This is a genomic window from Chromohalobacter sp. 296-RDG, assembly GCF_029889885.1.
In the GTDB taxonomy this organism is placed as follows: domain Bacteria; phylum Pseudomonadota; class Gammaproteobacteria; order Pseudomonadales; family Halomonadaceae; genus Chromohalobacter.
This window is the reverse complement of the sequence record NZ_JARANY010000039.1, coordinates 1-24,855: the sequence shown is the minus strand read 5'-3', so window position 1 is coordinate 24,855 and position 24,855 is coordinate 1. Positions and strand designations below refer to the sequence as shown.

General features: G+C 62.3%; 20 protein-coding genes. 16 read left to right on the top strand and 4 right to left on the bottom strand.

What is annotated here, in order from left to right; all coding sequences use genetic code 11:
- From cysN to OP495_RS12730, 3 genes are all read left to right on the top strand, one after another.
- A partial coding sequence (gene cysN, locus OP495_RS12740; RefSeq protein WP_280569710.1) for a sulfate adenylyltransferase subunit CysN occupies positions 1 to 1,221 on the top strand: 1,221 nt, incomplete at its 5' end.
- A 181-nt stretch (positions 1,222 to 1,402) separates the two neighbouring features.
- Entirely contained in the window at positions 1,403 to 2,314 is a 912-nt protein-coding gene (gene epsC, locus OP495_RS12735) for a serine O-acetyltransferase EpsC (protein ID WP_280563501.1), read from the top strand.
- 154 nt (positions 2,315 to 2,468) lie between these two features.
- A complete protein-coding gene (locus OP495_RS12730; RefSeq protein WP_280569709.1) occupies positions 2,469 to 4,565 on the top strand; it encodes an LTA synthase family protein in 2,097 nt (698 codons plus the stop codon).
- 2 nt (positions 4,566 to 4,567) lie between these two features.
- Here OP495_RS12730 and OP495_RS12725 read toward each other — a convergent pair whose 3' ends face one another.
- The 3 genes from OP495_RS12725 to cmoA all read right to left on the bottom strand — a co-directional run bounded on the left by OP495_RS12725 (position 4,568) and on the right by cmoA (position 7,160).
- Positions 4,568 to 5,356: an ABC transporter ATP-binding protein gene (locus tag OP495_RS12725; RefSeq protein ID WP_280569708.1), complete on the bottom strand. Its 789-nt coding sequence runs from the start codon at positions 5,354 to 5,356 to the stop codon at positions 4,568 to 4,570.
- 63 nt (positions 5,357 to 5,419) lie between these two features.
- Positions 5,420 to 6,424, bottom strand: a complete 1,005-nt coding sequence (cmoB, locus tag OP495_RS12720; RefSeq protein WP_280569706.1) for a tRNA 5-methoxyuridine(34)/uridine 5-oxyacetic acid(34) synthase CmoB — start codon at positions 6,422 to 6,424, stop codon at positions 5,420 to 5,422.
- Positions 6,417 to 7,160 carry a carboxy-S-adenosyl-L-methionine synthase CmoA gene (gene cmoA / locus OP495_RS12715; RefSeq protein ID WP_280563497.1) on the bottom strand — a complete coding sequence of 248 codons (744 nt, stop codon included), beginning with the start codon at positions 7,158 to 7,160 and terminating at the stop codon, positions 6,417 to 6,419. The genes cmoB and cmoA overlap by 8 nt, the downstream gene beginning before the upstream one ends.
- A 117-nt stretch (positions 7,161 to 7,277) precedes the next feature.
- Between cmoA and pgi the strand changes: the two genes are divergently transcribed.
- The 11 genes from pgi (at position 7,278) to OP495_RS12660 (ending at position 21,774) form a co-directional block, all read left to right on the top strand.
- Positions 7,278 to 8,957 carry a glucose-6-phosphate isomerase gene (pgi, locus tag OP495_RS12710; protein WP_280563496.1) on the top strand — a complete coding sequence of 560 codons (1,680 nt, stop codon included), beginning with the start codon at positions 7,278 to 7,280 and terminating at the stop codon, positions 8,955 to 8,957.
- Between the two features lie 28 nt (positions 8,958 to 8,985).
- Positions 8,986 to 9,663 (top strand): YqiA/YcfP family alpha/beta fold hydrolase, encoded by a 678-nt coding sequence (locus OP495_RS12705; RefSeq protein WP_280569705.1) that lies wholly within the window; start codon positions 8,986 to 8,988, stop codon positions 9,661 to 9,663.
- Positions 9,664 to 9,673: 10 nt separating this feature from the next.
- Positions 9,674 to 11,554 (top strand): DNA topoisomerase IV subunit B, encoded by a 1,881-nt coding sequence (gene parE / locus OP495_RS12700; RefSeq protein ID WP_280569704.1) that lies wholly within the window; start codon positions 9,674 to 9,676, stop codon positions 11,552 to 11,554.
- 189 nt (positions 11,555 to 11,743) lie between these two features.
- On the top strand, positions 11,744 to 14,002 hold the full coding sequence (gene parC, locus OP495_RS12695; protein WP_280569702.1) for a DNA topoisomerase IV subunit A: 2,259 nt from the start codon (positions 11,744 to 11,746) through the stop codon (positions 14,000 to 14,002).
- A 15-nt stretch (positions 14,003 to 14,017) separates the two neighbouring features.
- On the top strand, positions 14,018 to 15,241 hold the full coding sequence (gene serB, locus OP495_RS12690; RefSeq protein WP_280569700.1) for a phosphoserine phosphatase SerB: 1,224 nt from the start codon (positions 14,018 to 14,020) through the stop codon (positions 15,239 to 15,241).
- Between the two features lie 118 nt (positions 15,242 to 15,359).
- Positions 15,360 to 17,078, top strand: a complete 1,719-nt coding sequence (locus tag OP495_RS12685) for an HD domain-containing phosphohydrolase (RefSeq protein WP_280569698.1) — start codon at positions 15,360 to 15,362, stop codon at positions 17,076 to 17,078.
- A 112-nt stretch (positions 17,079 to 17,190) separates the two neighbouring features.
- On the top strand, positions 17,191 to 18,201 hold the full coding sequence (locus OP495_RS12680) for a M4 family metallopeptidase (protein ID WP_280569697.1): 1,011 nt from the start codon (positions 17,191 to 17,193) through the stop codon (positions 18,199 to 18,201).
- A complete protein-coding gene (locus OP495_RS12675) occupies positions 18,198 to 18,548 on the top strand; it encodes a protealysin inhibitor emfourin (protein ID WP_280563489.1) in 351 nt (116 codons plus the stop codon). Before OP495_RS12680 ends, OP495_RS12675 begins: the two co-directional genes overlap by 4 nt.
- Positions 18,549 to 18,922: 374 nt before the next feature.
- Positions 18,923 to 20,638, top strand: a complete 1,716-nt coding sequence (leuA, locus tag OP495_RS12670) for a 2-isopropylmalate synthase (protein ID WP_280569695.1) — start codon at positions 18,923 to 18,925, stop codon at positions 20,636 to 20,638.
- 7 nt (positions 20,639 to 20,645) lie between these two features.
- Positions 20,646 to 21,107: a DUF3465 domain-containing protein gene (locus tag OP495_RS12665; protein WP_280569694.1), complete on the top strand. Its 462-nt coding sequence runs from the start codon at positions 20,646 to 20,648 to the stop codon at positions 21,105 to 21,107.
- A gap of 76 nt (positions 21,108 to 21,183) precedes the next feature.
- Positions 21,184 to 21,774: a DUF4202 domain-containing protein gene (locus OP495_RS12660; protein ID WP_280569692.1), complete on the top strand. Its 591-nt coding sequence runs from the start codon at positions 21,184 to 21,186 to the stop codon at positions 21,772 to 21,774.
- A 65-nt stretch (positions 21,775 to 21,839) separates the two neighbouring features.
- Here the strand turns inward: OP495_RS12660 and epmB are convergent, their stop codons facing one another.
- On the bottom strand, positions 21,840 to 22,910 hold the full coding sequence (gene epmB, locus OP495_RS12655) for an EF-P beta-lysylation protein EpmB (RefSeq protein ID WP_280569690.1): 1,071 nt from the start codon (positions 22,908 to 22,910) through the stop codon (positions 21,840 to 21,842).
- Positions 22,911 to 23,020: 110 nt separating this feature from the next.
- Between epmB and efp the strand changes: the two genes are divergently transcribed.
- Together efp and epmA are read left to right on the top strand one after the other, a co-directional pair.
- The gene (efp, locus tag OP495_RS12650) at positions 23,021 to 23,587 is read left to right on the top strand and encodes an elongation factor P (protein ID WP_280563484.1); all 567 of its coding nucleotides are present in this window, start codon (positions 23,021 to 23,023) and stop codon (positions 23,585 to 23,587) included.
- A gap of 165 nt (positions 23,588 to 23,752) precedes the next feature.
- Positions 23,753 to 24,724: an EF-P lysine aminoacylase EpmA gene (gene epmA, locus OP495_RS12645; protein ID WP_280569689.1), complete on the top strand. Its 972-nt coding sequence runs from the start codon at positions 23,753 to 23,755 to the stop codon at positions 24,722 to 24,724.
- The last annotated feature ends 131 nt before the right edge of the window (positions 24,725 to 24,855 follow it).

Sequence of the window (24,855 nt, the reverse complement as noted above, 5' to 3'; positions counted from 1 at the left end):
CTGGCGCTGCTGGTGGATGGCTTGCAGTCCGAGCGTGAGCAGGGCATCACCATCGATGTCGCCTATCGGTATTTCTCCACCGATAAGCGCAAGTTCATCATCGCCGACACGCCGGGCCACGAGCAGTACACCCGTAACATGGCCACTGGCGCTTCCACGGCCAGCCTCGCGGTGATCCTCATCGACGCGCGTCACGGCGTGCAGACCCAGACCCGGCGGCACAGCTTCATCGCCGACCTGCTGGGCATCCAGCACTTGGTGATCGCGGTCAACAAGATGGACCTGGTCGACTATTCCCAGGCGCGCTTCGACGAGATCGTCGCCGAATACCGTGAGTTCGCCGCCAAGCTCAACGCGCCGGATATCCACTTCGTGCCACTCTCCGCGCTGGAAGGCGACAACGTCGTCAATCGCAGCGAGAACATGCCCTGGTACCGCGTCGATGGGCAGCCCGGGACGCCGTTGCTCGAACTGCTCGAGACCGTCGAGATCACCCACGATCAAAACCTGACGGATCTGCGTCTGCCGGTGCAGTACGTCAATCGCCCGCACCTCGACTTCCGCGGCTACTGCGGCACGCTCGAGGCCGGCATTTTGCGGCCTGGCCAGGCCGTCAAGGTACTGCCCTCGGGCAAGCGCTCCACGGTCGAGCGCATCGTCACCTTTGATGGCGATCTCGAGGGGGCGTATCCGGGGCAAGCGATCACCGTCACCCTGAGTGATGAGATCGACATCTCGCGGGGCGACTGGCTGGTCGCCGCCGACGCCGAGGTGCCGTTGGCCGACGCCTTCGAGGCCGATATCGTGTGGATGCACGACACCGCTCTCGAGACCGGCCGGCTTTACGATCTCAAGCTCGCGACGCAGGATCTCGCCGGCAAGGTGAGCCAGATCGACTACCAGATCGACGTCAACACGCTCGAGCATCACACCGCCGAGACCCTGGGGCTCAATGCCATCGGCCGCTGCCGCATCGAAGTCGCCGGCACGCTGCCGGTGGACGATTACCGCGTGAGCCCTGGCACCGGCAGCTTCATCGTCATCGACCGGCTGACCAACGTCACCGTGGGTGCGGGGATGGTACGCGGCGCGGCCGAAGGTGTCGGCACGGGCACCGGCGAGGTGGATTGGCAGGCCTTCGAGGTCGAACTCAATGCCTTGGTTAGAAAATATTTCCCGCATTGGGAGGCGAAAGACGTCCGCTCACTATTGGGGCGCTGAGAGACTGATCTCGGCGTATTGCATGCCCTTTCTCGCCTACGAGGAAGGGCATTTTTCATGGTCCCCTCAAGGAGTTGCGTGTGTGGTGGGCATGGTCTACTCGTATGCGACATTGAGGTCGCACTCGACCATGAGGCGGCTTATCATGAGACACTCGCATTCATTGAGGACACGGTGAGGTATGCATAACGTCGATTGGCAGCTTGAGGAAATCGTGACGCAGTTGAGAGCTACTCGCGAAACCTGGCGCGAGCGTCATGGGCGCTCGCGCGAGCGTGGCTGTCGTGAACTGCCGTCGCGGAGTGCCATTCGTGTCATTACCGATGACTTGATCGGGGCGTTGTTTCCGATGCGTCTCGGCCCTAGTGATCTGCGTCGCGAGAGCGAGGACTTCTACGTCGGCCACACGCTGGATGCTACCCTCAATGCGTTATGCCACGAAGTGTGCCTGGAGCTGAAATACATCGCCCGGCAATTGGGGCACGATGCCAGTGACACCCAGGCGCGTGCGGTGGAGATCGTGCAGGAGTTCGCGGCTGACTTGCCCGAGCTTCGCCGCCGCCTCGATGCCGATGTGATGGCGGCCTACCATGGCGATCCGGCGGCGCGTAGCGTCGATGAGGTGTTGCTGTGCTATCCGGGGGTGCATGCGGTCATCCATCACCGTATCGCCAGCTACTTCTACCAGGCGGATCTTTCGTTGCTGGCGCGGATGATCGCGGAAATCGCGCATTCGGATACGGGCATCGACATCCACCCGGGGGCCACTATCGGCGAGGGTTTCTTCATCGACCATGGCACTGGCGTGGTCATCGGCGAAACCGCGGTCATTGGTAATAACGTGCGCCTCTATCAGGCTGTGACACTGGGGGCCAAGCGCTTTCCGTCGGATGAGCGCGGCCATCTGGAAAAAGGCTTACCACGCCACCCCATCGTCGAGAACGATGTGGTCGTCTATGCCGGGGCGACCATTTTGGGACGTATCACTATCGGCAAGGGCTCGATCATCGGGGGCAATGTGTGGCTCACGCGTAGCGTGGAGCCGGGCAGCAACGTGACTCAGGCCAATCTGCAAAGTGGACCCTGTCCGTGATGTGGTGAGCGCCAGTAGCAGATATCGCGACGCGCGGCTTTGGCCGCGCGTTGTTGTTTCTGAAGGCTTCTATTTATCCTATTAGCAAGCTAACGCATCGTCAGAATCGCTCAAGGCCGGTATAGTGTCCGCGCTTATCAGGCCGAGATGACATATGCATAACGATTCTGTGACCGTTTCGCGTTGGCAGTACTGGCGTGAAATGAACCGCCAATTGTGGCGATTGGGACTCATCGGGGTAGCGACCCTGACCTTGATGCGTGTACTGCTGTGGCAATTGAACGCGCCACCTTCCCTGGAGGTGCCGGGCTTCGAGGTGTTGCAAGCCTTCTGGATGGGGCTACGTTTCGACGCCAAGATCATGGCGGTGCTCCTGGGGCCATGGTTGGTGGTGGCGACGGCACTGCTACCCTTGCCGCGCGTCTTCCTGGCAGGCTGGCGTCGCCTGTGGCTAATCTGGGCCATCGCGATCATGGCCTTGGTCAATCTCTTGGCGTTGATCAATCATTTCTTTTTCACCTTTTATCAGGGACCGATCAATTCGCTGATCTTCGGATTATTCGAAGACGATACTCAGGCGGTGCTGCAGACGATCTGGAGTGACTATCCCTTTCTCCCTTTGCTGATCGTCTTGATTGGCATGACAGGGACGCAGATCGCTATGATGCGGCGTGGCCATCGGCGTGCACGACGCCGGCTGGGATGGCGGTGGGCCACCCTTTTGGTCGCTGTGTCCTGGGTGGCGCTGATTGGGCTGGGGCGTGGCACCCTGGGCACCTTTCCCTTGCGCGAGATGCACATGGCAGTTTCGTCGAGTGCCTTCGTCAACGACCTGGTACCCAGCGGACCGCAGGCACTTTATCTGGCCTGGAAAGAGCGTCAGGTCAATCAGGTTGGCGATGACCCGCAGTCGGGCCTGGCGCGTTATGGGTTCAGCTCTCCCATGGCGGCGGCCGAAGTGCTTGGCTGGTCGCAGGCCGATACGCCACAGGCAGTGCTCGACCACATGGTAGAGACGACCCCCGAGCGACCCGCTGTAAAAGATAAACCGCCGCATGTCGTGTTGAGCTTGATGGAAAGCTGGGGGCGTCACCCGCTGGATTTCGACGACCCCGAGGACAATGATCTTCTGGGTCACTTACGTCCCTGGCTACAGGAAAAGGCGGATTATTTTCCGCATGCGCTATCAGCTGAAAACGGTACGCATCCCTCTCTGGAGGGGCTGCTGCTCGATACGCCGATCAGTCCGTTGACGCAAAGCCGTTATGGCTATCGTCAGTATTCCACATCGGCTGTGTTGCCTTATGAGCGTGCGGGATACCATACCGTGTTACTGAAGTCAGGCTCTGCGCAGTGGCGCAATATCGACGATGCATTCAAGCGGCAAGGCTTCGACGAGGTGCTGGGTGAGAGCGCGATTCGCGAGCGTTTCCCTGAGGCCAAGGGTGGTACCTGGGGGCCCTATGATGAGTGGATGTTCCGCTACGGTGAGGAGCTGCTGAAAGAGGCCGAGGCCAACGACGAGAAGCTGCTGTTGGTAATGTTATCGGTCACCAATCACCCGCCATACAAGATTCCGGATGACTACGATCCTGCGCCACTGGATGTCTCGCGACTGGGCGATGATCTGGCCATCTCGCCCGACTTCGGCACCTCGATTCTCGAGACCTATCAATACGCCAATGACAACCTGGGGCGTTTTCTCGACCGTCTTGAGGCCGATGGGTTGATGGACCACACGCTGTTCGCGGCGACCGGCGATCACAACACACGCTCCCTCATGCAGTATCCCGACGCGCATGATTTGTTCGATCAATTCGGTGTGCCGATCCTGATGTGGATGCCACCGGCCTATCGGAATGGTGGCGAGGCGCAGGTCGATGACTGGACCAGCCACCGGGATATCTTCCCGACGTTATGGGCGCATTCGCTTTCCGGCGCGCAGGTGCCGTGGATGGGGCGAGATCTGTATACGCCGCAAGCATCGCCCATGGCGCTGACATTCAATCACCAGGATGGCGGACAGGGCGTCATGGTCAGCGAGGCAGGGGCGGCTACTAGTCTCACCGATCCTACCTACTATCGTTGGTCGAAAGATGAGCGTGAATTGAAGGACAACACGCTGGCGGCCACTGTATCGCCGTCACGCGCCTTGGAAGACCAGGCACAGCGTGCCCAGGCGCGCATGGCACTGGAAGACTGGCGCATTCGACGCGAGGCCTTGCAGGTCGACACGCCTGAGACCGATTGACGTCAAGGCGTGGCGTCCGGCGCCTTCGTGAGAGGTGTCTCCGCCTTCGGCGGGGTCACCTGCACCCTGAGCACATGGCGCACCGCCGGCGTGAGGTTCGTGCAGCGTGCACCGGCGTCCATCCACCACACGCGATCACAGCATGCGAGACTCGCGTCGCACTGGCTGACGACTGTCACGATACACAAGCGGTAGCGCCGTGAGGCGGCGCCTAGATCGGCTAGTAGGCGCTGCTCTTCCGTGGGCGCCAGGGGATCGAGGTCAAGAAGCAGGATGCCGTTGTCACGCCGCTGCCGGAATGGGCAATGAGGCGCCGCCGCGACTTGGCACAGCGAGCGCGCGATCATCGCGCGTTGAGCATTCGCGGGATCGAGTTCTCCCAGACGTTGGTCACCCATGGCCTGTAGGTCGAGCGCATTGAGCGCCGTCTCAACCGCAAGCGGAAGGCAGGGCGGTGAAGTGGCACCGTGTTGCGTGACGCGTGAGCAACTCTCCAGTAGACCCAGCCCGACCAGGTCGCGCACGCGCCAATCGGCCAGGCTTTGCGGGGGTGCGACGACGTGCGCGATGCGCTGGGCACGATAGGTGCCGGGCCAGCAGTGCAGGGGTTGTCCGTCGAGGCAGATGCTACCGCGCGTGGGCCGGTAGAGACCGGCGAGCAAGCCGATCAGGGTACTCTTGCCGGCGCCATGCGGTCCGCAAATGCCGAGTAGCTCGCCCGGCATCAGACGATCGTTGAAGGGCATCAGCCGCGGCATTCCTTCCAGGGCTGCATTGAAGAGCGACAGCATGGTAAGCCTCCTTCGATGCCGATAATGATAAGCATTATCGTTCTCATGTCGAAGAAGAGCAAGTCACTCAGGTTTGCGCGCCACTAGTACGGCACGGCGTGGTGCCGGATAGCCTTCGAGGGTCAACGTCGGATCTTCGGGATCGAGAAAGTCGGCCAGCGATTGGAACGTCATCCACGCGGTGCTGCGCTGTTCTGCCAACGATGTCGGAGCCTCGTCGACGACGCGTACATCTTCGAAACCGCAGCGCTCGAGCCAATGCGATAGCGCCTTTGATGAGGGCAAGAAGTAGACGTTGGGCATGGCAGCGTAGCGCTCACCAGGCATGAAGACGGTGGTGACATCGCCTTTCACGACTAGGGTCTCGAGGACCAGCTCGCCGCCGGGGCGCAGGGTGTCGCGCAGTTGCGCCAGATGTTCGAGCGGCGAGGCGCGGTGGTAAAGAACGCCCATCGAAAAGGTGGTGTCGAACGCTTCGAGTTGCGGGGGGACCTCCTCGATACCGACCGGCAGGAAATGCGTGCGCCATGCGTCGGCATCGCCCACGAAATGGCGTATTGCTTGAAACTGGTAATAGAAGCGTGGCGACGGGTCGATAACCAGCACGAACGCCGCGCCCGCGCCGGCCATGCGCCAGGCGTGGTAGCCGTTGCCGCCGCCGACATCCAGTACGCGGCGTCCCTCGAGCGGCGCCAGATGCGGAGCGACGCGCTGCCATTTCCAATCCGAACGCCATTCGGTGTCGATCTCGATCCCGCCAAGCATGTAGGGTCCCTTGCGCCAGGGCATCAACTTGCGCAACAGGTTTTCGCATTGGCGTCGGCGGCTATCGTCGAGCGCGACATCGACCCGCACGTTGTCCTGGTCGAGCGCGACATGGCGTGACTCGGGCAATGCAGGGAGCTTGGCGACGGCCTTTTCCCAGGCAGGCAGGTCGCCGAATCGACGACGGTCCAGGCCGTTGGCAAGTTGCTTCGGCAAGCGCGCGACCCATTCGGTCAGGCCATGGTCGAGGAAGGCATCGAACAGCGCACGTTGGGTGCGGTCGATCGGGAAGCGATCAGGCATCCTTGAAGGCCACCATCGAGGCGAAATTGAGATACTGAAACCAGGTGCTGACGCGCGTAAATCCAGCGCTACGCAGACGATCGTGATGCGCCTCGAGGGTGTCTGGCACCAGCACGTTTTCCAGCGCGGTGCGTTTCTGGCTGATTTCCATGTCGCTGTAGCCATTGGCGCGCTTGAAATCGTGGTAGCGTTCCACTAGCCAGGCGTTTTCCTGCTCGTCGGGTAGCACGATCTTCTCCGAGAGCACCAGCACACCGCCGGGCTCCAGGGCGGCGTACAGGTCTTCGATGACCGCGCGGCGGTCCTCGGGCGGCAAGAATTGTAACGTGAAGTTGAGCACGATCATGCCGGCGGGTCGATAATCGATGTGCCGGATATCGCCTTCGATGATGTCGATGCGATGATCGGGGCATTCCTCACCGAGCGTGTCGCGCGCCCGGGCGACCATCGTCGGCGACAGGTCGACACCGGTCAGCGTGAAGGCTTCCGGCGGTAAGCGCCCGGCGAGCGCTAGGCTCACCGCGCCCAGCGAGCAGCCCAGATCGTAGACATGCGCGCCGAAGCGCAGGTGGCGTTCGGCGATCAAGCCCAGCATGCCCAATATCTGGCCATAGCCGGGTACCGAGCGACGAATCATGTCGGGAAAGCAGGCGACGACCTGTTCGTCGAAGGAAAAGTTGGCCACCCGGTCGAGGGGTGTCGAAAAGATCGCGTCACGGTAAGATGCGTCACTCATGAGGCACTCATCGAGTCGAGGCGTGGCCAGGCCACAGGGAATGGCGCATTGTACGCGCCGCGCCGTGGCTGTGCATCCGCAGGGCCATTAGCGAGCTTGTCAAGGAGAGTACGAGTCATGACCCAGTCAACCATGATCCATCATTCGCCGGCCTGGCAAAGGCTTGCCGCGCATGCCACTGAGATGCGTGATGTGCATCTCAAGAGTTTGTTCGCCGAGCATCCCGGTCGTCATGCGCGCTTCACGCGGCGCGGCGCGGGACTGACGCTGGATCTTTCCAAGCATCGCTGGCGCGACGAGACGTTATCAATGCTGCTCGAGCTAGCCCGCGAGGCGAATCTCGAGCGCGCCATCGCGCGTTTGCAAAACGGCGAGCGGGTCAACCGCTCCGAGGATCGCCCGGCCCTGCATACCGCCTTGCGCTTGCCGCCGGAGGCTAGCCTGGTGGTCGAGGGCGAGGATGTCGTCCCCGATGTCCACGAGACGTTGGCCCACATGCAGGCCATGGTCGAAAAATGTCACGCCGGGCAGTGGCGCGGCGCCACGGGGCGGCCGATCACCGACGTGGTGAACCTGGGCGTCGGCGGCTCCGACCTGGGCCCTTTGATGGTGACCCACGCCCTGGCCGATTACCGGCCACGCGACGTGCATCAGGTCGACATTCATTTCGCCTCGACCATGGACGGCTCGCAACTCGCCGACTATCTAACCCGCTTCAACCCTGCCACTACGCTGTTCGTGCTGTCGTCGAAGTCGTTCACCACCATCGATACGCTATCCAACGCCTCGACCGCACGCGACTGGTTGATGACGCGCTTGGCCGATGGCGGTCAAGATACCGAGATGAGCGAGTTGGTGATGCGTCAGCATTTCATCGGTGTTTCGGCCAAGCCCGAAAGAATGAGCGAGTGGGGCATCGATCCGCGCCACCAGTTGCGATTCTGGGAGTGGGTCGGCGGACGTTATTCGCTATGGGGTGCCATTGGCTTGCCTATTGCGATGGCGGTAGGCATGGACAACTTCCGCGAGCTGCTGGCGGGCGCTCACGACATGGATTGCCATTTCCGCGAGACACCGCTCGAGGACAACCTGCCGGTACTGCTGGCGTTGGCGGGCATCTGGAACGTCAACTTCCTGGATGTGCGCGCGCACTCGATTCTGCCTTATGATGGCCGCCTCGAATACTTCGCCAGTTATCTTGAGCAGCTCGAGATGGAGTCCAACGGCAAGTCGGTCACCAATAGTGGCGAGATCACGCCGTATTCAACCTGTCCGGTACTGTGGGGGCAGCTTGGTCCCAACGCGCAACATGCCTTCTATCAGTTGCTGCATCAGGGCACGCAGGCGGTGGAGTGCGACTTCATCGCTCCGGTGCGACGTTATGATCGGGTCGAGGATCCGGCCACTCGGGCGCACCTCAAGGCCCAGCACCGTCTGACGTTGGCCAACTGCGTCGCTCAGTCGCGGGTCTTGATGCTGGGGGACGAAGCTCTGCCCAGTGATGTGCCGCGTCCGAGCCATAAACGTTACCGTGGCAACCAGCCCTCGACCACGCTGCTGCTCGATCGCCTGACGCCGCGCACCCTGGGCGCGTTGATTGCACTCTACGAGCACAAGGTGTTCGTGCAGGCCACCCTCTGGGACATCAACCCCTTCGATCAGTGGGGGGTGGAACTGGGCAAGCAGATCGCCTCCGAAACCGAGCAGATACTGGCTTCGCGGCGCGGTGCCGAGACGCTGGACGACTCCAGCCGGGGTCTGCTCGATGTTGTATGGCAAGCACAGGACGGCACATGATACTGGCTGTTTGTACAGGTTTTAAGGTATGCTGACGTCTTCCGAGGCCAATATGACGCCTGTGGCTAATATGACGCCCGTGGCTAATATCCTGTATCTGCATGGTTTCAATAGCGGCGCGGCGTCGCCTAAGGCACGGCTGATCGCGGCGACCTGCGAGCACCTGGCGAGCGTAGATGTGGCGCCACCTCGGTGTGTCACGCCGCAATTGCCGCATCGCCCCGATGAAGCCTTGGCATGCGCTGAACGCGAGTTGCATGCCCTGGGCGATGACACTTTGCTGATCGGCAGTTCGATGGGAGGCTTTCTAGCTACCTGCCTGGCCGAACGCTTCGGCGTGCGCGCGGTGTTGATCAACCCCGCAGTACGTCCGGCACGCTTGGTGACGCAGTGGATGGGCGCGCCGTTGGAAAATCCTTATACCCATGAGCGCTTTACCATCGATGCGCGCCATGGCGAGGCTCTCGAGGCCATGACGCCTGCTGCCGTCATCGACCCGAGCCGTTATCGAGTGCTGCTGGGCAGCGCTGATGAAACGCTGGATTGTCGCGATGCACTGGATTTCTATGCCGGTGCCTCGATGATCGTGCATCCCGGCGGCGATCATGGCTTCAGTGCCTTGTCCGATTATTTGCCGGCCATCTTCGCGCATGGTGGTTGGACGCTGCCCGCACGACCTTACGCGCGCTCTGACGAACACACTTAATGGACAACGCATGACGCAATACAGTGCCAGTTCCATCGAGGTCCTGTCGGGACTCGACCCGGTGCGCAAGCGCCCCGGAATGTACACCGATACCAGTCGCCCCAATCATCTCGTGCAGGAGGTCCTCGACAACAGCGTCGACGAGGCGCTGGCCGGTCATGCGCGGCATATTCGTGTGCAGTTGCATGACGACGGCGGCATCGAGGTCTCTGATGACGGGCGTGGCATGCCCATCGACGTACATCCCGAGCATGGGGTGTCCGGTGTCGAGCTCATCCTGACGCGGTTGCATGCGGGCGGGAAGTTCTCTCAATCGAGCTATCGTTTCTCGGGTGGCCTGCATGGTGTCGGGGTATCGGTGGTCAATGCGCTGTCGCGGCGTCTTGAAGTCGAGGTCTGCCGCGACGGCGATCGCCACGGCATCGCCTTCGCCCATGGCGACAAAGTAGAGGAACTCGCCGTCATCGGGGCGTGTGCCAAGAAGGCCACGGGCACGGTGCTGCGCTTCTGGCCGGACGACAGCTATTTCGATAGTCCCAAGCTGTCGCTACCGCGCCTTCAGCACCTGCTGCGCGCCAAGGCGGTGCTCTGCCCGGGGCTCAAGGTCACGCTGATCGAGGCGGATGGTACCGAGAGCGTCTGGCAGTATGCGGATGGGTTGCGCGACTACCTGGCCCAGGCCACCGACGATGCCGAAGCGCTGCCCAGCTCGCCGTTTCTCGGTCACTTCGAGGACGACGATCAGGGCGTCGATTGGGCGATCCAGTGGCTGCCGGAAGGCGGTGAGTTGCTGCAGGAATCCTACGTCAACCTGATTCCCACCCCGCTTGGTGGGACGCATGTCAACGGCTTGCGCTCGGGATTGCTCGAGGCGCTGCGTGAATTCTGCGAATACCGCAGCCTGCTGCCGCGCGGGGTCAAGTTGACCGGCGACGACCTGTGGGAGCGCGTCGCCTTCGTGCTCTCGGTGAAGCTGCTCGACCCCCAGTTCGCCGGCCAGACCAAGGAGCGACTTTCCTCGCGCGTGGTGGCGGGCTTCGTCTCCGGCGTCGTCAAGGACGCCTTCTCGCTGTGGCTCAACCATCACGTCGACCAGGCCGAGGCCTTGGCCGAACTGGTGATCAATGCTGCCCAACGGCGCCAAAAGAGCGCCAAGAAGGTGGCCCGCAAGAAGGTGACCTCCGGCCCCGCTTTGCCGGGCAAGCTCGCCGACTGCGCAGGGCAGGACCCGGCGGCCTCCGAGCTGTTTCTGGTCGAGGGCGATAGCGCTGGCGGTAGCGCCAAGCAGGCCCGCGATCGTGAGACGCAGGCGATCCTCCCGCTGCGCGGCAAAATCCTCAACACCTGGGAAGTCGAAGCACACGAGATCTACGGCTCCCAAGAGGTCCACGACATTGCCGTCGCCATCGGCATGGATCCTGGCAGCGATAATCTTTCCAAGCTGCGTTACCACAAGATATGCATTCTCGCCGATGCCGACTCCGACGGCCTGCATATCGCCACCCTGCTGTGCGCGCTGTTCGTGCGCCACTTCCCGTCGCTGGTCGATGCCGGTCATGTGTTCGTGGCCATGCCGCCGCTATACCGCATCGACCTGGGCAAGGAAGTGCACTATGCCCTCGACGAAAGCGAGAAAACCGCTATCTTGAAGCGCCTGGAAGGCAAGCGCGGTACCCCGAACGTCCAGCGCTTCAAGGGGCTCGGTGAGATGAGCCCACTGCAATTGCGTGAAACCACCATGGCGGCCGACACCCGGCGCCTCGTGCAACTGACCCTCACCACGGACGACGGCACCCGCGAAATGATGGATATGCTATTGGCCAAGAAACGCGCCAGCGACCGCAAGAACTGGCTCGAGGACTACGGCAACCTCGCCGATATAGAAGTGTGAGAAGGAAGACGGAAGAGATAAGGACGAAGAAATAAGAAAGAAGATGGAAGGTATAAGAGAGATGAGGCAGGTTGTCTTAGGGTTTCTTCCTTCTTCCAGGCGCGAAGCGCCGTTCTTCTCTCTTCAAGCTATGTTTCGTGCGGGCACGGTCCGCGAAGTTTCCATGATGGTAGATAGGGCCCCAAACCCATGACCATGGACATCCATGTGGAAGAGGGCGACGTCGAACGTTTGTCCCTCAAGGAATATACCGAGAAGGCGTATCTCGATTACTCGATGTACGTGATTCTCGACCGGGCGTTGCCGCATATCGGCGACGGGATGAAACCGGTCCAGAGGCGTATTGTCTACGCCATGCGCGAGCTATCGCTGAATGCCAACGCCAAGTACAAGAAGTCGGCACGTACCGTCGGAGACGTGCTGGGTAAATTCCACCCGCACGGCGACAGCGCCTGTTACGAGGCCATGGTGCTGATGGCGCAGTCGTTCAGCTATCGCTATCCACTGGTCGATGGCCAAGGCAACTGGGGGAGTCCCGACGATCCCAAGTCGTTCGCGGCGATGCGCTATACCGAGGCGCGGTTGTCGAAGTTCTCGGAGGTACTGCTCTCCGAACTCGGTCAGGGCACCGTCGACTGGACCCCCAACTTCGACGGTACCCTCGACGAGCCGGCCGTGCTGCCGTCGCGTTTGCCGCATGTGTTGCTCAATGGCGCGACCGGTATCGCGGTAGGTATGGCCACCGACATTCCGCCGCATAACGTACGCGAAGTCGTGGACGCTACCTGCCACTTGCTGCGCCATCCCGAGGCCAGCGTCAGTGATCTGATGACCTACGTACCGGCGCCGGATTTTCCCACCGAGGCGGAAATCATCAGCTCCCCGAGCGATCTCGGCAAGCTTTACGAGAGCGGACGTGGCTCGGTGAAGCTGCGCGGCCGCTATATGCTGGAAGATGGCAACGTGGTGGTCACTGCGCTGCCTTATCAGGTCAGTGGCGCCAAGGTGCTCGAGCAGATCGCCGCGCAGATGCAGGCCAAGAAGCTACCCATGGTGGCGGATCTGCGCGATGAGTCGACCCACGAGACGCCCACGCGCCTGGTGCTGGTGCCGCGCTCGGGCAAGGTCGATGTCGAAGCCCTGATGGCGCATCTTTTCGCCACCACCGATCTTGAGAAGAACGTGCGCGTCAACCTGAACGTGATCGGGCTGGACGGTCGGCCTCGGGTCATGGCGCTCGATGCCATCTTGGAAGAATGGCTGCGTTTCCGCAGAGCGACGGTACGCCGGCGACTCGAGCATCGCTTGAACAAGGTCGAGGATCGCCTGCATATCCTCGAAGGCTTGCTGGCGGCCTATCTCGATCTTGACGAGGTGATCCGCATCATCCGCGAGGAAGATGCGCCCAAGCCGGCGTTGATGAATGCCTTTGGGCTCAGCGAGCGCCAGGCGGAAGCGATTCTCGAATTGCGCCTGCGGCATCTGGCCAAGCTCGAGGAGATGAAGATTCGTGGCGAGCAGGACGAACTGAGCGCTGAACGTGAACGCCTCAAGGAACTGCTGGGCAACGACGAGGCGCTGACTGACCTGATCGAGCGCGAATTGCGCCAGGACGCCGACGACTATGGCGATGCACGCCGCGCGCCGCTGGTCGAACGCGGCGAGGCCAAGGCGCTCTCCGAGGTCGAGCTGGTGGGCGCCGATCCGATTACGGTGGTGCTCTCCGAAAAAGGTTGGATCCGTAGTGCCAAGGGCCACGAGATCGATCCTGCAGGGCTTTCCTACAAGGCAGGTGACAGCTTTCATCTGGCCGCACGTGGCAAGTCCAACCAGCCGCTGGTATTGCTCGATGACGCCGGGCGCAGCTATACGCTTCCCGCGCATAACCTGCCTTCGGCCCGCAGTCAGGGTGAGCCCATTACGGGGCGCATCAACCCCGGTGCCGGCGCGCGCATGGTAGGGGTAATGCTCGATATACCCGAGGCGCGGTATCTGCTGGCGTCCGATGGCGGCTACGGCTTCATCGCTCGGCTCGATGATTTGATCGGCAAGAGCAAGGCGGGCAAGGCTGCGCTCAGCGTGCCCAAGGGCTGCAATGTCATGCCGCCCGTCGCGGTGCCGGAAAGTGAAGGCACGCACATCGCTGTGGTCTCCAACGAGGGGCGTTTGCTGGTCTTCCCGCTCGAGCAGCTGCCGGTCATGGCCAAGGGCAAGGGCAACAAGATGATCGATATACCCGGCGCGCGCGCCACCAACCGGGAAGAGTTTGTACGTGATTTGGCCATGCTTCCCGCCAGGGCCTCGCTGGTGGTACATGCCGGCAAGCGGAAGCAGACGCTCTCGAGTCGTGATCTCGACTACTACGTCGGTGAGCGTGGCCGCCGGGGAAGCAAGTTGTCGCGAGGCTTCCAGAAAGTCGACCGGCTAGAGGTCGAAGAAAAAAGATAGAAGAGAAGAGGCCATATGACACAGCGGTTATTGATTCGTGCCGGCGGTCCCGACCACCCGGGCCAGTTGGCAGTGCTAGGTGCGGCCTTGATGGAATGCCAGGCGCGGCTTGTGGACATTCACCAGCACAGTGCGTTGGGCCATGTCGCCCTCGAGATGCTGGTGAACGCCGAGATCGGCGCCGACGCCTTCAAATCGCAACTGAACGGGCATCTCGCCGCGCAAGATCCCGTTCAACAGAGGCTTACCATCGAGGTTGAGGCGGTGACGGCAGACACATGGAAAACCCTAGAGGCTCAGGCCGATATGCCGCGCCTGATCCTGACCCTGCTGGCGCCTCGACTGCCTTCGGGGATTCTCGCCGATGTCGGTGAGCTGGCGGCGGCGCATGGGTTGAGCGTCGAGCGCGTTGCGCGTTTGTCGGGCGGCGATTCCCTCGATGAACAGCCCCCCCATGGCGCCTGCGTGGAGTTCATTCTGCGCGGGGCGGCGGTCGAGCTTCCTCACCTACGCGAACAGGCGCTGGCGCTTGGTGCGCGCCAGGGAGTGGATGTTGCCATTCAGGAAGACTCCCTGTGGCGCCGACATTCGAGGCTAATTTGCTTCGATATGGACTCGACCCTGATTCAGGCCGAGGTGATCGATGAGCTGGCACGTCGGCACGGTGTCTTTGAGGAGGTGGCCGCCGTCACCGAGCGTTCCATGCGTGGCGAGCTGGATTTCAAGCAGAGCTTCCGTGAGCGTATGGCCAAGCTGGAAGGGCTCGACGAGTCGGTACTGCGGGAGATCGCGGAGAATCTGCCGCTAATGGATGGCGTCGAACGCTTGATGATGCACCTCAAGCGTCTGGGCTACCGGACTGCCATCATTTCCGGAGGTTTTACCTATTTCGCGCGTTACCTGGAGGAGCGCCTGGGGTTCGACGAGATTCACGCCAACGAGCTGGTGATCCGCGATGGCAAGATCACCGGCGAGGTGCGCGAGCCAATCATCGATGCCGAGCGCAAGGCCTGGTGGCTGGGCGAACTCGCGCGGCGCGAAGGATGGGATATGGCGCAGACCATTGCCGTGGGTGACGGCGCAAACGACCTCAAGATGCTGGAAAGCGCGGGGCTGGGCATTGCCTTCCGCGCCAAGCCGCTGGTGCGCCAACAGGCGCGGCAGTCGATCAGCACGCTGGGGCTGGACGCTATATTGTACTTGCTGGGCTATCATGAGGATGAGCTGGCTCGCTTGTAGTCACAGCCAGATGCTATTCAAGTCTTGCATGATGTAGTCGATAAAAGGTTACACAGTCTTACACGAGCATGCGCGTGATGGCGGTGCTCGTTTTCGTTTCGTCAGCGTCGAGACCTAAATGTCACCACCCGATTCCTCACCCATCCAAGACATCACGCACCCCGGCGAACTTTACGGCTTTCTCGAGGCCTTTACCCTGCCCGGGGGCGTGAGTCTGTGCTTCGAGAGCGGTGACGGAGCGCCGTGGCCCGTGGTGGTCATGAACATCGTTCAGGAAGATTCGCTGTGCCTGGATATCTCGGCGGTTCGCGAGATCGTTCCTCGGCTGCGGCGCGGCGAGACATTCCAGTTGATGGGACAGGTCGAGGGGGCAATGCTGACCACCCAGTCGCTCGTGGTGCGTGAATGGCACGAACAGGGTGAGCGCCTTCTGGCCATATGCGATTATCCGCAATCGGTGTCCGTGGTGCATCGACGCCAGAACTTTCGAGCCAGTCTGCGTGCCGACATGGAGGTTGGCGTCACATTGCGTGTGGCGGGCGAGGACACGCCGTATGAAGGGCGGCTTTGCAATCTCTCGCTGGGCGGTTGCCTGGTTGAGCTGCCGCTGGCTGCGGCCGCCGCGCTCAAGCCCGAGCAGACCATCGATAGCATTCGCCTGACGTTTCCCAACCAGCGTCATTTCGAATTGCCGGCCGGTGTCCGCCACGTGAGCACCGACGAGTCATGGACGCAGGCACAGGCGGGCTGCGAGTTCATCGATTTATCGTCCGCGATGGAGCGCCTGGTGTGGTACTGCGTCAAGGAAGTCGAGCGCGAAAGCGCACGTACCGTCATGCATACCGGACGCCTTCTGGAGCCTTCGACACTTTTTCAATCGTCCGATGCTGCCCAGCATGACACGTCGCACTCGCGCCAGGCGAAGTCGCAACCGCAACCGGGAGGCGCGATGGCGTCCCGGCTGCAAAAGGTCGCCGATTATCTCAACGCGCAATTGGTGCAGTTGAAAAGCGGTAAGCCGGTGGCCTCGACACAGCTCTCGCGCAGTACCGATACGCTGCTGGCACTGTGGCAGCAGGATCGTCAGGCGCTGCTGTATGCGAGTGCGTGTTTTACCCAGGAATCTCACCTGGTGCAGCATAGCCTGATGGTGGCCGTGCGCATGCTGGACCTTGCCCAGTCACGGCTTATGGCGCCGGAGCGCCTCAAGGCGGTGGTGGCTTGTACCCTGCTTCACGATCTGGGCAAGGGCATGCTGCCCGATGTCTTGTTGCGTGATGAAGTGTTGAGCCCGGAAAAGCAAGATCAGCTTCACACCCACGTCGGTGTGATACGCGAGCGCCTGGACGAATGCCGTTGGCTGGAGGGTGATGTCGTCGAGCAAGTCATCGGCATGGCCAACGAGCGACTCGATGGCAGCGGCTACCCAGCGGGCAAGCGGGGGGATGCATTGCCCGAGCTGGCGCGCATGATGGCAGTGGTCGATGTCGCCGACGTCATGACGCGCCCGCGTCCTGGGCTTGCCGCCTGGACGCAGCGCGAGGTCTATCGACATCTACTGACACAGGCCGAGGGCTTCGACAATGCTTGGGTACAACGCTATATCCGCCGCTTCGGCATGGCGCCGATCGGCTCCCTGGCATTCTACGCCAACGGTGCGCTCGCCTGGGTTCAGCGTCACGATGCGCATGGCACGCCTAGCCAGGTGCATGTCGTGCTCAATACTCGTAATCCCAAACGGCGTCTCGACCAGCCGCTTTCCGGTCATGACATCGCGCAGTTGGGTGCGTTGAAGGAAACCGTCAATGCCGCGCACTATCGGTTGACGCCGGTTTAGCACGTCTCGTTGTGCTTGATAGAGCATCCTGAGCCACACTGTCTGGGCATACCCGATAGCCGATCGAGGGCCCAAGTTCATGCCGGATACGAAGACTTCAGCGTGCGGTATCATGCCGCCCCACGTACTTGAGCGCGTCGCGGCGCAGGGCTCGGTACGCCTACGTCGTTGTGCCCAGCAGACGCTCGAGGCCGATCACTGGTTTCGCAAGCGTGGCGTGCCGGCACCGCAGCGGGATGCGGCGCGGGCCGTTGCCGGGCGCCCCGATCGTCGAATTCACAGCGCCGAGCACGAGCAAACGCTGCCCGGGCGCCTGGTGCGAGAAGAAGGCCAGCCCGAGAGCGGCGATGTGGCCGTGGACGAAGCCTATGAATGGTTGGGCGCGACCTATCGGTTCTACTGGGAGGTCTTCGAGCGCGATTCCATCGATGATCGTGGCATGCCGTTGATTGGCACCGTGCATTACGCTCGCGACTACGACAATGCGTTCTGGGACGGCTCGCAGATGGTCTTCGGCGACGGTGATGGCGAATTGTTTCGGCGCTTCACGGCGGCGCCGGAAGTCATCGCGCACGAATTGACTCATGGTGTGATCGAGCGCGATGTCGGCCTGATCTATGCCGATCAGGCGGGGGCGCTCAACGAGTCGCTGGCCGATGTGTTCGGGGTGCTGGTCAAGCAGTACCACGCCGGTGAGTCGCCTCAGGCTGCTGACTGGCTGATCGGCGCGGCGTTGCTGACCGATCGGGTGCAAGGTCAGGCGCTGCGCTCCATGAAAGCACCGGGTACGGCGTATGACGACCCCGTGCTGGGCAGCGATCCGCAGCCGGGGCACATGCGCGATTTCGTCGACACGCAAGCCGACAACGGCGGTGTGCACATCAATTCAGGCATTCCCAATCGTGCATTTTACCTTGCTGCAGTGGCCCTCGAGGCACCTGCCTGGGAAAGCGTGGGGCCGGTATGGTATGCCGCGATACGCGACGCGACATTGAGTCGCGAAGCGGACTTCGCGGCCTTCGCCGCCCTGACGCTCGATCACGCCGAGCGTCTTTATGGGCTCGAGAGTCGCGAGCGTCGCGCGGTGGGTGAGGCATGGCGCGAGGTGGGCGTCATCTCATGAGCCACGCCGAGCTGCCGGTGCTGTCGGGCGATACGCGACTGGAGGTCGTGCGCGAGGGCGGTTTCGCCTATCTACCGGGATTGGCCGCGCCGCGCGAGATCGATTGCGACCGGCTGACGCCTTTGCAGTGGGTGCGTCTCGATGCGGGGTTGCAAGCCCTGGCGGGGCTGCCCGAGGCAGCGCGCACGCCGCCCGATGGCCGTTTTTTTCGCCTCACGCTTTCCTCGCGCCGTACCGGGCAGCCGCATTGGCAGCGCTGTTTTGACGAGCCGCATGCCCCGGCGTGGCTGATACGCCTGTGGCAAGACGGTCATGCGGCGCTCGATGAGGAGGCACCATTATCGTGAGTGGCAGTTGACAGCCATGCGCGCAGCTGTTTAGTTAGCTATATGACGATCTTCGACATGCGACTACTACGTTTAGACCTACGACTTACCAGCGGCCTATGAGCCGACGGATGCCTCGCGCATCGTCACCCTCCCGGTCTAACGAAGCCCAGTCCAACGAAGAAAATGTCAGCCATGTCGAACACCGCCACTCTCTCCCCGACCTCTCCGAATGCTTTTCGCACCGTTGTCGAGTGCTCTTCGGTCCGCGATGAGGATCGCGAGCCGATGTGTCATGTCATTGCCGATGCCCTGTGGTGCTTATTCGCCGCGAGGCGTCGTCGTGTTCGAGTGGGGAAGTTTTACCATCGCATATCGCTGCAGGAGATAACGCCATGATGCTCAAGGATCCCTCCACCAAATACCGTCCCTTCGAGGCCGTCGATTTGCCTGATCGCCAGTGGCCGGCGCAGCGGATCACGCACCCGCCCGTGTGGTGCAGCGTGGACATGCGCGACGGCAATCAGGCGCTGATCGATCCCATGGATCTCGAGCGCAAGCGGCGCTTCTTCGACTTGCTGGTCAAGACCGGCTTTAAGCAGATCGAGGTCGGTTTTCCCTCGGCCTCGCAGATCGATTTCGATTACGTGCGTGAGTTGATCGAAGACGACGCGATCCCCGACGACGTCACCATTCAGGTACTGACCCAGGCGCGGCCGCACCTCATCGAGCGTACCTTCGAGGCGCTGGAAGGCGTCAAGCGCGCCATCGTCCACGTCTACAATGCTACCGATCCGGTCTTCCGCCGGGTGGTATTCGGCGTCGACAAGTCGCAATGCATCCAGATCGCCCAGGATGCCACTGCGCAGATCAAGGAGATGATGGCGGCCCGCCCGCAAACCGACTGGACCTTCCAGTATTCGCCGGAGCTCTTTACCTCGACCGAGCTGGACTTCGCGGTGGATATCGTCGATGCGGTCAGTGAGGTCTACCAGCCGACGCCGGCCAAGCCGATGATCGTCAACCTGCCGGCCACCGTGGAAATTGCCACGCCCAATCACTATGCCGACCAGATCGAGTGGTTCTGCCGTCACGTCGTGCGGCGCGATAGCCTGGTGGTGAGCGTGCATCCGCACAATGATCGTGGCACCGGTGTGGCGGCGGCGGAGCTGGCGCTGATGGCCGGCGCCGACCGCGTGGAAGGCACGCTGTTCGGTAACGGCGAACGCACCGGCAATGTGGATATCGTCACTCTGGCGATGAACATGTACACCCAGGGAGTGCATCCACAGCTCGATTTTTCCAACATCACGCCGCTGATGCGCGAGGTGGAACACTGCAACCAGTTGCCGGTGCATCCGCGCCACCCGTATGTCGGAGACCTGGTATTCACGGCCTTTGCCGGCTCGCACCAGGATGCCATCAAGAAGGGCATGGCCGAGCGCCGCGAGCATCCCGAGAGCCCCTGGGGCGTACCGTATCTGCCCATCGACCCACTCGACGTGGGGCGCTCCTACGAGGCAGTGATCCGCGTCAACAGTCAGTCAGGCAAGGGCGGCGTCTCTTATCTGCTGGAACAGGAACACGGCATCGAGCTGCCGCGCCGCCTGTCCATCGAGTTCAGCCAGGTGGTGCAGACGGTGGCTGAGCGCACCGGGCGTGAGATCACCTCGCAAATGATCTATCGCACCTTCGAAGATGAATACCTCACCAGCCGCGATCCCTACGCGCTGATCAATCATCGCTTGAATTCGGATGACGATAGCCCTCGCGTGCGCCTCGACGCCCAGATCGATGAACAGGGCGAGCGTCGCCACGTCGCCGGCGAGGGCAACGGCCCTCTGGCGTCCTTCATCAAGGCGTTGGCGGCCCACGGGTTGGATGTCGAGATCATCGACTATCACGAACATTCGCGCGGCCAGGGCGCCGATGCCGAAGCGGTGGCCTATGTCGAAGTGCGAGTCGAGCAGACGCCGGTATTTGGTGTCGGCATCGACGAGAGCATCACCAGCGCTTCCATGAAGGCGGTGCTCGGTGCGTTGAACCGCCATTGGCGTACCCAGCAGGCGCCGGCGCCCAACGTCACCGCCGAGACGCTTGGCGAGGCCTGAGATCGGCATGAGCATGCGTCGCCGCGCGATCCTCCTCGGCCTGACGTTCGCGGCGGTGGTACTCATACTTGCCGGAGCGCTGACGGTCCTGGCGCCATCGGTGTCGGCACCGTCGGCCGGTGAAGGGGCGCGTTCGGGCGTCGTGACTCTGCGCGAGGCATATCGGCAGCACCATAGCGGGCTTCAGGTCCAAGCACGCGGCGAGGTGGTACGCGTGCTGCCGGATGACAACGAAGGCGGCCGCCATCAGCGCTTCATTCTGCGCTTGTCGAGTGGGCAGACCGTGCTCATCGCGCACAACATCGATCTGGCGCCCCGGCTCGAGGGATTGCAAGCCGGGGACACGGTGGGCTTCTTCGGTGAATACGAGTGGAATAGCGAGGGTGGCGTCGTGCACTGGACGCATCGCGATCCTGGCGGCGATCATCCCGACGGTTGGCTGGAATATCGCGGGCAGCGCTATCGATGAGCCTCATTTAGAGATAAAAGTTCAGATATAAACGTCCAGACATCAACGTTTAGGCACGAATCCTAAGGAGATCAGCATGCCCGGGACTACGCCCTTTCAGTTCGCTCAGGAGGCGTTGGATACGGCCCATGCCGAGGATCCCAAGCACGAAATGACGGAAGAGGGCGAACAGCCTGCCGAGCTGCTCTATGCCCAGCGCATGAGTGACTGGCTGGCGCGGGTCGCCCCGGAGGCTTCGGAGCCGTTGCAACTGGCGGTGCGCGCCCAGCATCTGCGGCGCTGGGAAGTGCCGCGTGACGACTACCCGCGCGATCGCCCCGGCTATCTGGCCTGGCGACGCGATCTCGGGCGGCGCCAGGCGGCGCTGGCTGAAGAGATCGTCCGCGAGGCAGGCTATGACGAGGCGGCGGTGGAGCATGTCGGTGCCTTGATTCGTAAGGAAAACCTCAAGCGCGACGCGGACACCCAAGCGTTGGAAGACGCCGCTTGCCTGGTCTTCATGGCGCACTATTTCAGCGATTTCGCCCGTGAACACGATGACGACAAGCTGGTGCGCATCGTCGCCAAGACCTGGCGCAAGATGTCCCCGCGTGGGCACGAGCTGGCGTCAGCGCTGACGCTGCCCGAGCGGGAACGCGAGATCGTGGCGCGCGCCCTGTCGGCGTGAGGCCATCGGAGTCGTCCAAGTTCTGTACGAAAAGTCGGCGAGCGATGGCAATTGTCGTACAGAATCTAGGCCAGCGGCGTCTTGCTGGCCTCCCCCGGAATCTCGCGCACCAGGCGCGGCATCAGAAAGCCGGCGAGGTGGGTGCGTAGCGTCTCGACCAGCGACACCGCCTCGGCATCGGAGACATCGAAATGCGCAGCCCCTTCGACGGGATCGAGCACATGCAGGTAATAGGGCAGGATCCCCGCCTCGAAAAGCCGCTCGGATAACCGGGCGAGCGTTTCGACGTCATCGTTGACCCCGCGCAGCAGCACGCTCTGATTGAGCAGCGTGACGCCGGCGCCGCGCAAGCGCGCCATGGCCTCGGCGACGTGCGTGTCGATCTCGTTGGGGTGGTTGATATGCACCACCACCACGGTCTGTAGCCGCGTGGCCGCCAGCCAGTCGAGCAGCGCGCCATCGACGCGGTCGGGAATCACCACCGGCAGGCGTGTATGCAAGCGCAGGCGCTTGAGATGCGGAATGTCCGCCAGGCGCTCGGCCAGCCAGGCCAGGCGACGGTCGGGCGAGGCCAGGGGGTCGCCGCCGGAGAAGATGGCCTCGTTGATTGAGGTGTCCTGGCGCAGATAGTCGAGTGTGGACTCCCACTGCGCGCGCGAGGGTGAATTCTCGGCGTAGGGGAAATGTCGACGAAAGCAGTAGCGACAATTGATGGCGCAGGCCGGGCTGGCGATCAGCAGCACGCGGTTGCGATACTTGTGGATCAATCCTGGGCGCGGGCGGTGTTCGGCTTCCTCGAGTGGGTCGCTGACGAAACCGGCGACGCTGTCGCTTTCCCGCTCCAGGGGCAGCACCTGGCGCAGCAAGGGGTCGTCCGCATCGCCATGGCGAATGCGCGATAGGTAGGCGTGCGGCACGCGTACCGGAAACAGGGCGTGCCCTTCCTCGGCGCCCGGCAGCCAGGCGGGATCGAGCCCCAGGTTGCGACACAGCGCGTGCGGGTCGCGTACCGCATCGCGCAACTGGGCTTGCCAGTCCTGCGAGTGCTGACGCGGGGTCAACGTGGCGCCTTCGGGACCGTCTTCGCCGGACTCGGCATTCGCGCTCTGCAAAGCAATGGATGTTCGGGTTATCATGTGTGGCTATTTCCTATGGGCCTCGTGATGGCGGTGGTGTCATCCCATGACGAGGCGCATCGAGCAATCTGCGTAGCGCACGCTACGACGCATGCAACTAGCGAGGCATCATGGCGACGTATTCTACCAATGAATTCAAGGGCGGTCTGAAAGTCATGCTCGACGGGGATCCGTGCAGCATCCTCGAGAACGAGTTCGTCAAGCCGGGCAAGGGCCAGGCATTCAGCCGCGTCAAACTGCGTAACTTGATCACCGGGCGCGTCTGGGATCGGACCTTCAAGTCCGGCGAGTCGCTGGAAGGTGCCGATGTGCTGGAGCTGGACATGGAGTACCTCTACAGCGATGGCGACATGTGGCACTTCATGCGCACCGACGGCTCCTTCGAGCAGTACGCGGTCGACAAGAAGGCCATCGGCGATGTCGAGAAGTGGCTCAAGGAGCAGGTCGTCTACACCGTGACATTGTGGAACGACAATGCGATTGCCGTCTCGCCGCCCAACTTCATCGAACTGGAAGTGGTCGAGACCGATCCTGGCCTCAAGGGCGACACCGCGCAAGGCGGTTCCAAGCCGGCCACGCTGTCGTCGGGCGCGGTGGCGCGTGTACCGCTGTTCATCAACGAAGGCGAAGTGCTCAAGGTCGATACGCGGACGGGGGAATACGTCTCGCGGGCCTAAACTGAGCTACGAGCTACGAGCTACGAGCTACGAGCTACGAGCTACGAGCTTCGAGCTTCGAGCTTCGAGCTTCGAGCGAAAAATGCCAGCGTCGCTGGCATTTTTCGCTTAAGGGCAACACGCTGATTTTCGCGGCTCGCGGCCCGAGACTTAAGGAGAACCCCCATGCCTGACGACTGGCAGCCCACGGCGAGTATCGCGACGCTGCGCGAGCGGGCGCGCTTGCTTGCGCGAGTGCGGGCATTCTTTGCCGAGCGCGATGTGCTGGAGGTGGAGACCCCGGTGCTGGGCCATGGCGGCAGTACCGACCCGCACCTGGCGAGCTTGTCGCTAGAGGCCTCGACGCCGGGTGGACGCGAAAGGTTATGGCTGCAGACCTCGCCGGAATTCCACATGAAGCGCTTGCTGGCGGCGGGCAGTGGCCCGATCTTTCAGTTGGCACGTAGCTTCCGCGACGGCGAGGTGGGGCGTCGTCACAATCTCGAGTTCACCATGCTCGAATGGTATCGCCCGGGCTTTTCGCTTTCCGCACTGATCGACGAGAGTGTGGCGCTGGTGCGCGAGCTGCTGCCCGAGGCCGGGCCTCGGCGGCTGCGTCGTTATCGCGAACTGTTCCGCGAGCAGTTGCAGGTCGATCCGTTTACCACGCCGCTCGAATCGCTGCGCCGGCTGGCCGGTGAGCGTGGCGGGTTGGACATGCAAGACGCTGACCGCGACGGCTGCCTGGATCTGCTGATGGGCCTGGTCATCGAGCCGACGCTGGGCCGCGAGGGGATCGACGTGGTGATCGATTATCCGGCCTCGCAAGCCGCGCTGGCCCGCAAGCATCGTGATCCCGAAGATGGGGTGGAGGTCGCGGCGCGCTTCGAGCTCTACGTGTCCGGCCTCGAACTGGCGAACGGTTACGACGAGCTCACCGATGCCGAGGAGCAGACCTCACGCTTTGTTGAGGATAACCGAGAACGCCAGCGGCTAGGGCACGGCGAGGTGGGTGCCGATGTCCGCCTGCTGGCGGCGCTCGAAGCGGGCATGCCGGCGGGAAGTGGCGTGGCACTGGGGCTCGACAGGTTGATACAGCTCGCGCTGGGCAAGGCGAGCGTGGCGGAGGTGATGGCGTTTGCCACGCCGCGCTGTTAGTGCCACGTTATTTCAGCGCCGTGCTACTGGGGAACACGGCCTTGCCCCGCTCGGCATGGTGACTCTGTCTCGGCACACGACCTAGGAAGCTAGGGACTGCCCCATGCTGACCACCAGGCCGTCGGTGCAGA

Coding starts and splice junctions, on each gene's coding strand:
- leuA (WP_280569695.1), top strand. CDS start 18,923: ATGATGCTCAAGGATCCCTCCACCAAATACCGTCCCTTCGAGGCCGTC.
- serB (WP_280569700.1), top strand. CDS start 14,018: ATGACACAGCGGTTATTGATTCGTGCCGGCGGTCCCGACCACCCGGGC.
- OP495_RS12680 (WP_280569697.1), top strand. CDS start 17,191: ATGCCGCCCCACGTACTTGAGCGCGTCGCGGCGCAGGGCTCGGTACGC.
- OP495_RS12685 (WP_280569698.1), top strand. CDS start 15,360: ATGTCACCACCCGATTCCTCACCCATCCAAGACATCACGCACCCCGGC.
- parC (WP_280569702.1), top strand. CDS start 11,744: ATGACCATGGACATCCATGTGGAAGAGGGCGACGTCGAACGTTTGTCC.
- OP495_RS12725 (WP_280569708.1), bottom strand. CDS start 5,356: ATGCTGTCGCTCTTCAATGCAGCCCTGGAAGGAATGCCGCGGCTGATG.
- cmoA (WP_280563497.1), bottom strand. CDS start 7,160: ATGAGTGACGCATCTTACCGTGACGCGATCTTTTCGACACCCCTCGAC.
- parE (WP_280569704.1), top strand. CDS start 9,674: ATGACGCAATACAGTGCCAGTTCCATCGAGGTCCTGTCGGGACTCGAC.
- OP495_RS12660 (WP_280569692.1), top strand. CDS start 21,184: ATGCCCGGGACTACGCCCTTTCAGTTCGCTCAGGAGGCGTTGGATACG.
- efp (WP_280563484.1), top strand. CDS start 23,021: ATGGCGACGTATTCTACCAATGAATTCAAGGGCGGTCTGAAAGTCATG.
- epsC (WP_280563501.1), top strand. CDS start 1,403: ATGCATAACGTCGATTGGCAGCTTGAGGAAATCGTGACGCAGTTGAGA.
- OP495_RS12675 (WP_280563489.1), top strand. CDS start 18,198: ATGAGCCACGCCGAGCTGCCGGTGCTGTCGGGCGATACGCGACTGGAG.
- OP495_RS12705 (WP_280569705.1), top strand. CDS start 8,986: ATGCTGACGTCTTCCGAGGCCAATATGACGCCTGTGGCTAATATGACG.
- epmB (WP_280569690.1), bottom strand. CDS start 22,910: ATGATAACCCGAACATCCATTGCTTTGCAGAGCGCGAATGCCGAGTCC.
- cmoB (WP_280569706.1), bottom strand. CDS start 6,424: ATGCCTGATCGCTTCCCGATCGACCGCACCCAACGTGCGCTGTTCGAT.
- OP495_RS12665 (WP_280569694.1), top strand. CDS start 20,646: ATGAGCATGCGTCGCCGCGCGATCCTCCTCGGCCTGACGTTCGCGGCG.
- OP495_RS12730 (WP_280569709.1), top strand. CDS start 2,469: ATGCATAACGATTCTGTGACCGTTTCGCGTTGGCAGTACTGGCGTGAA.
- epmA (WP_280569689.1), top strand. CDS start 23,753: ATGCCTGACGACTGGCAGCCCACGGCGAGTATCGCGACGCTGCGCGAG.
- pgi (WP_280563496.1), top strand. CDS start 7,278: ATGACCCAGTCAACCATGATCCATCATTCGCCGGCCTGGCAAAGGCTT.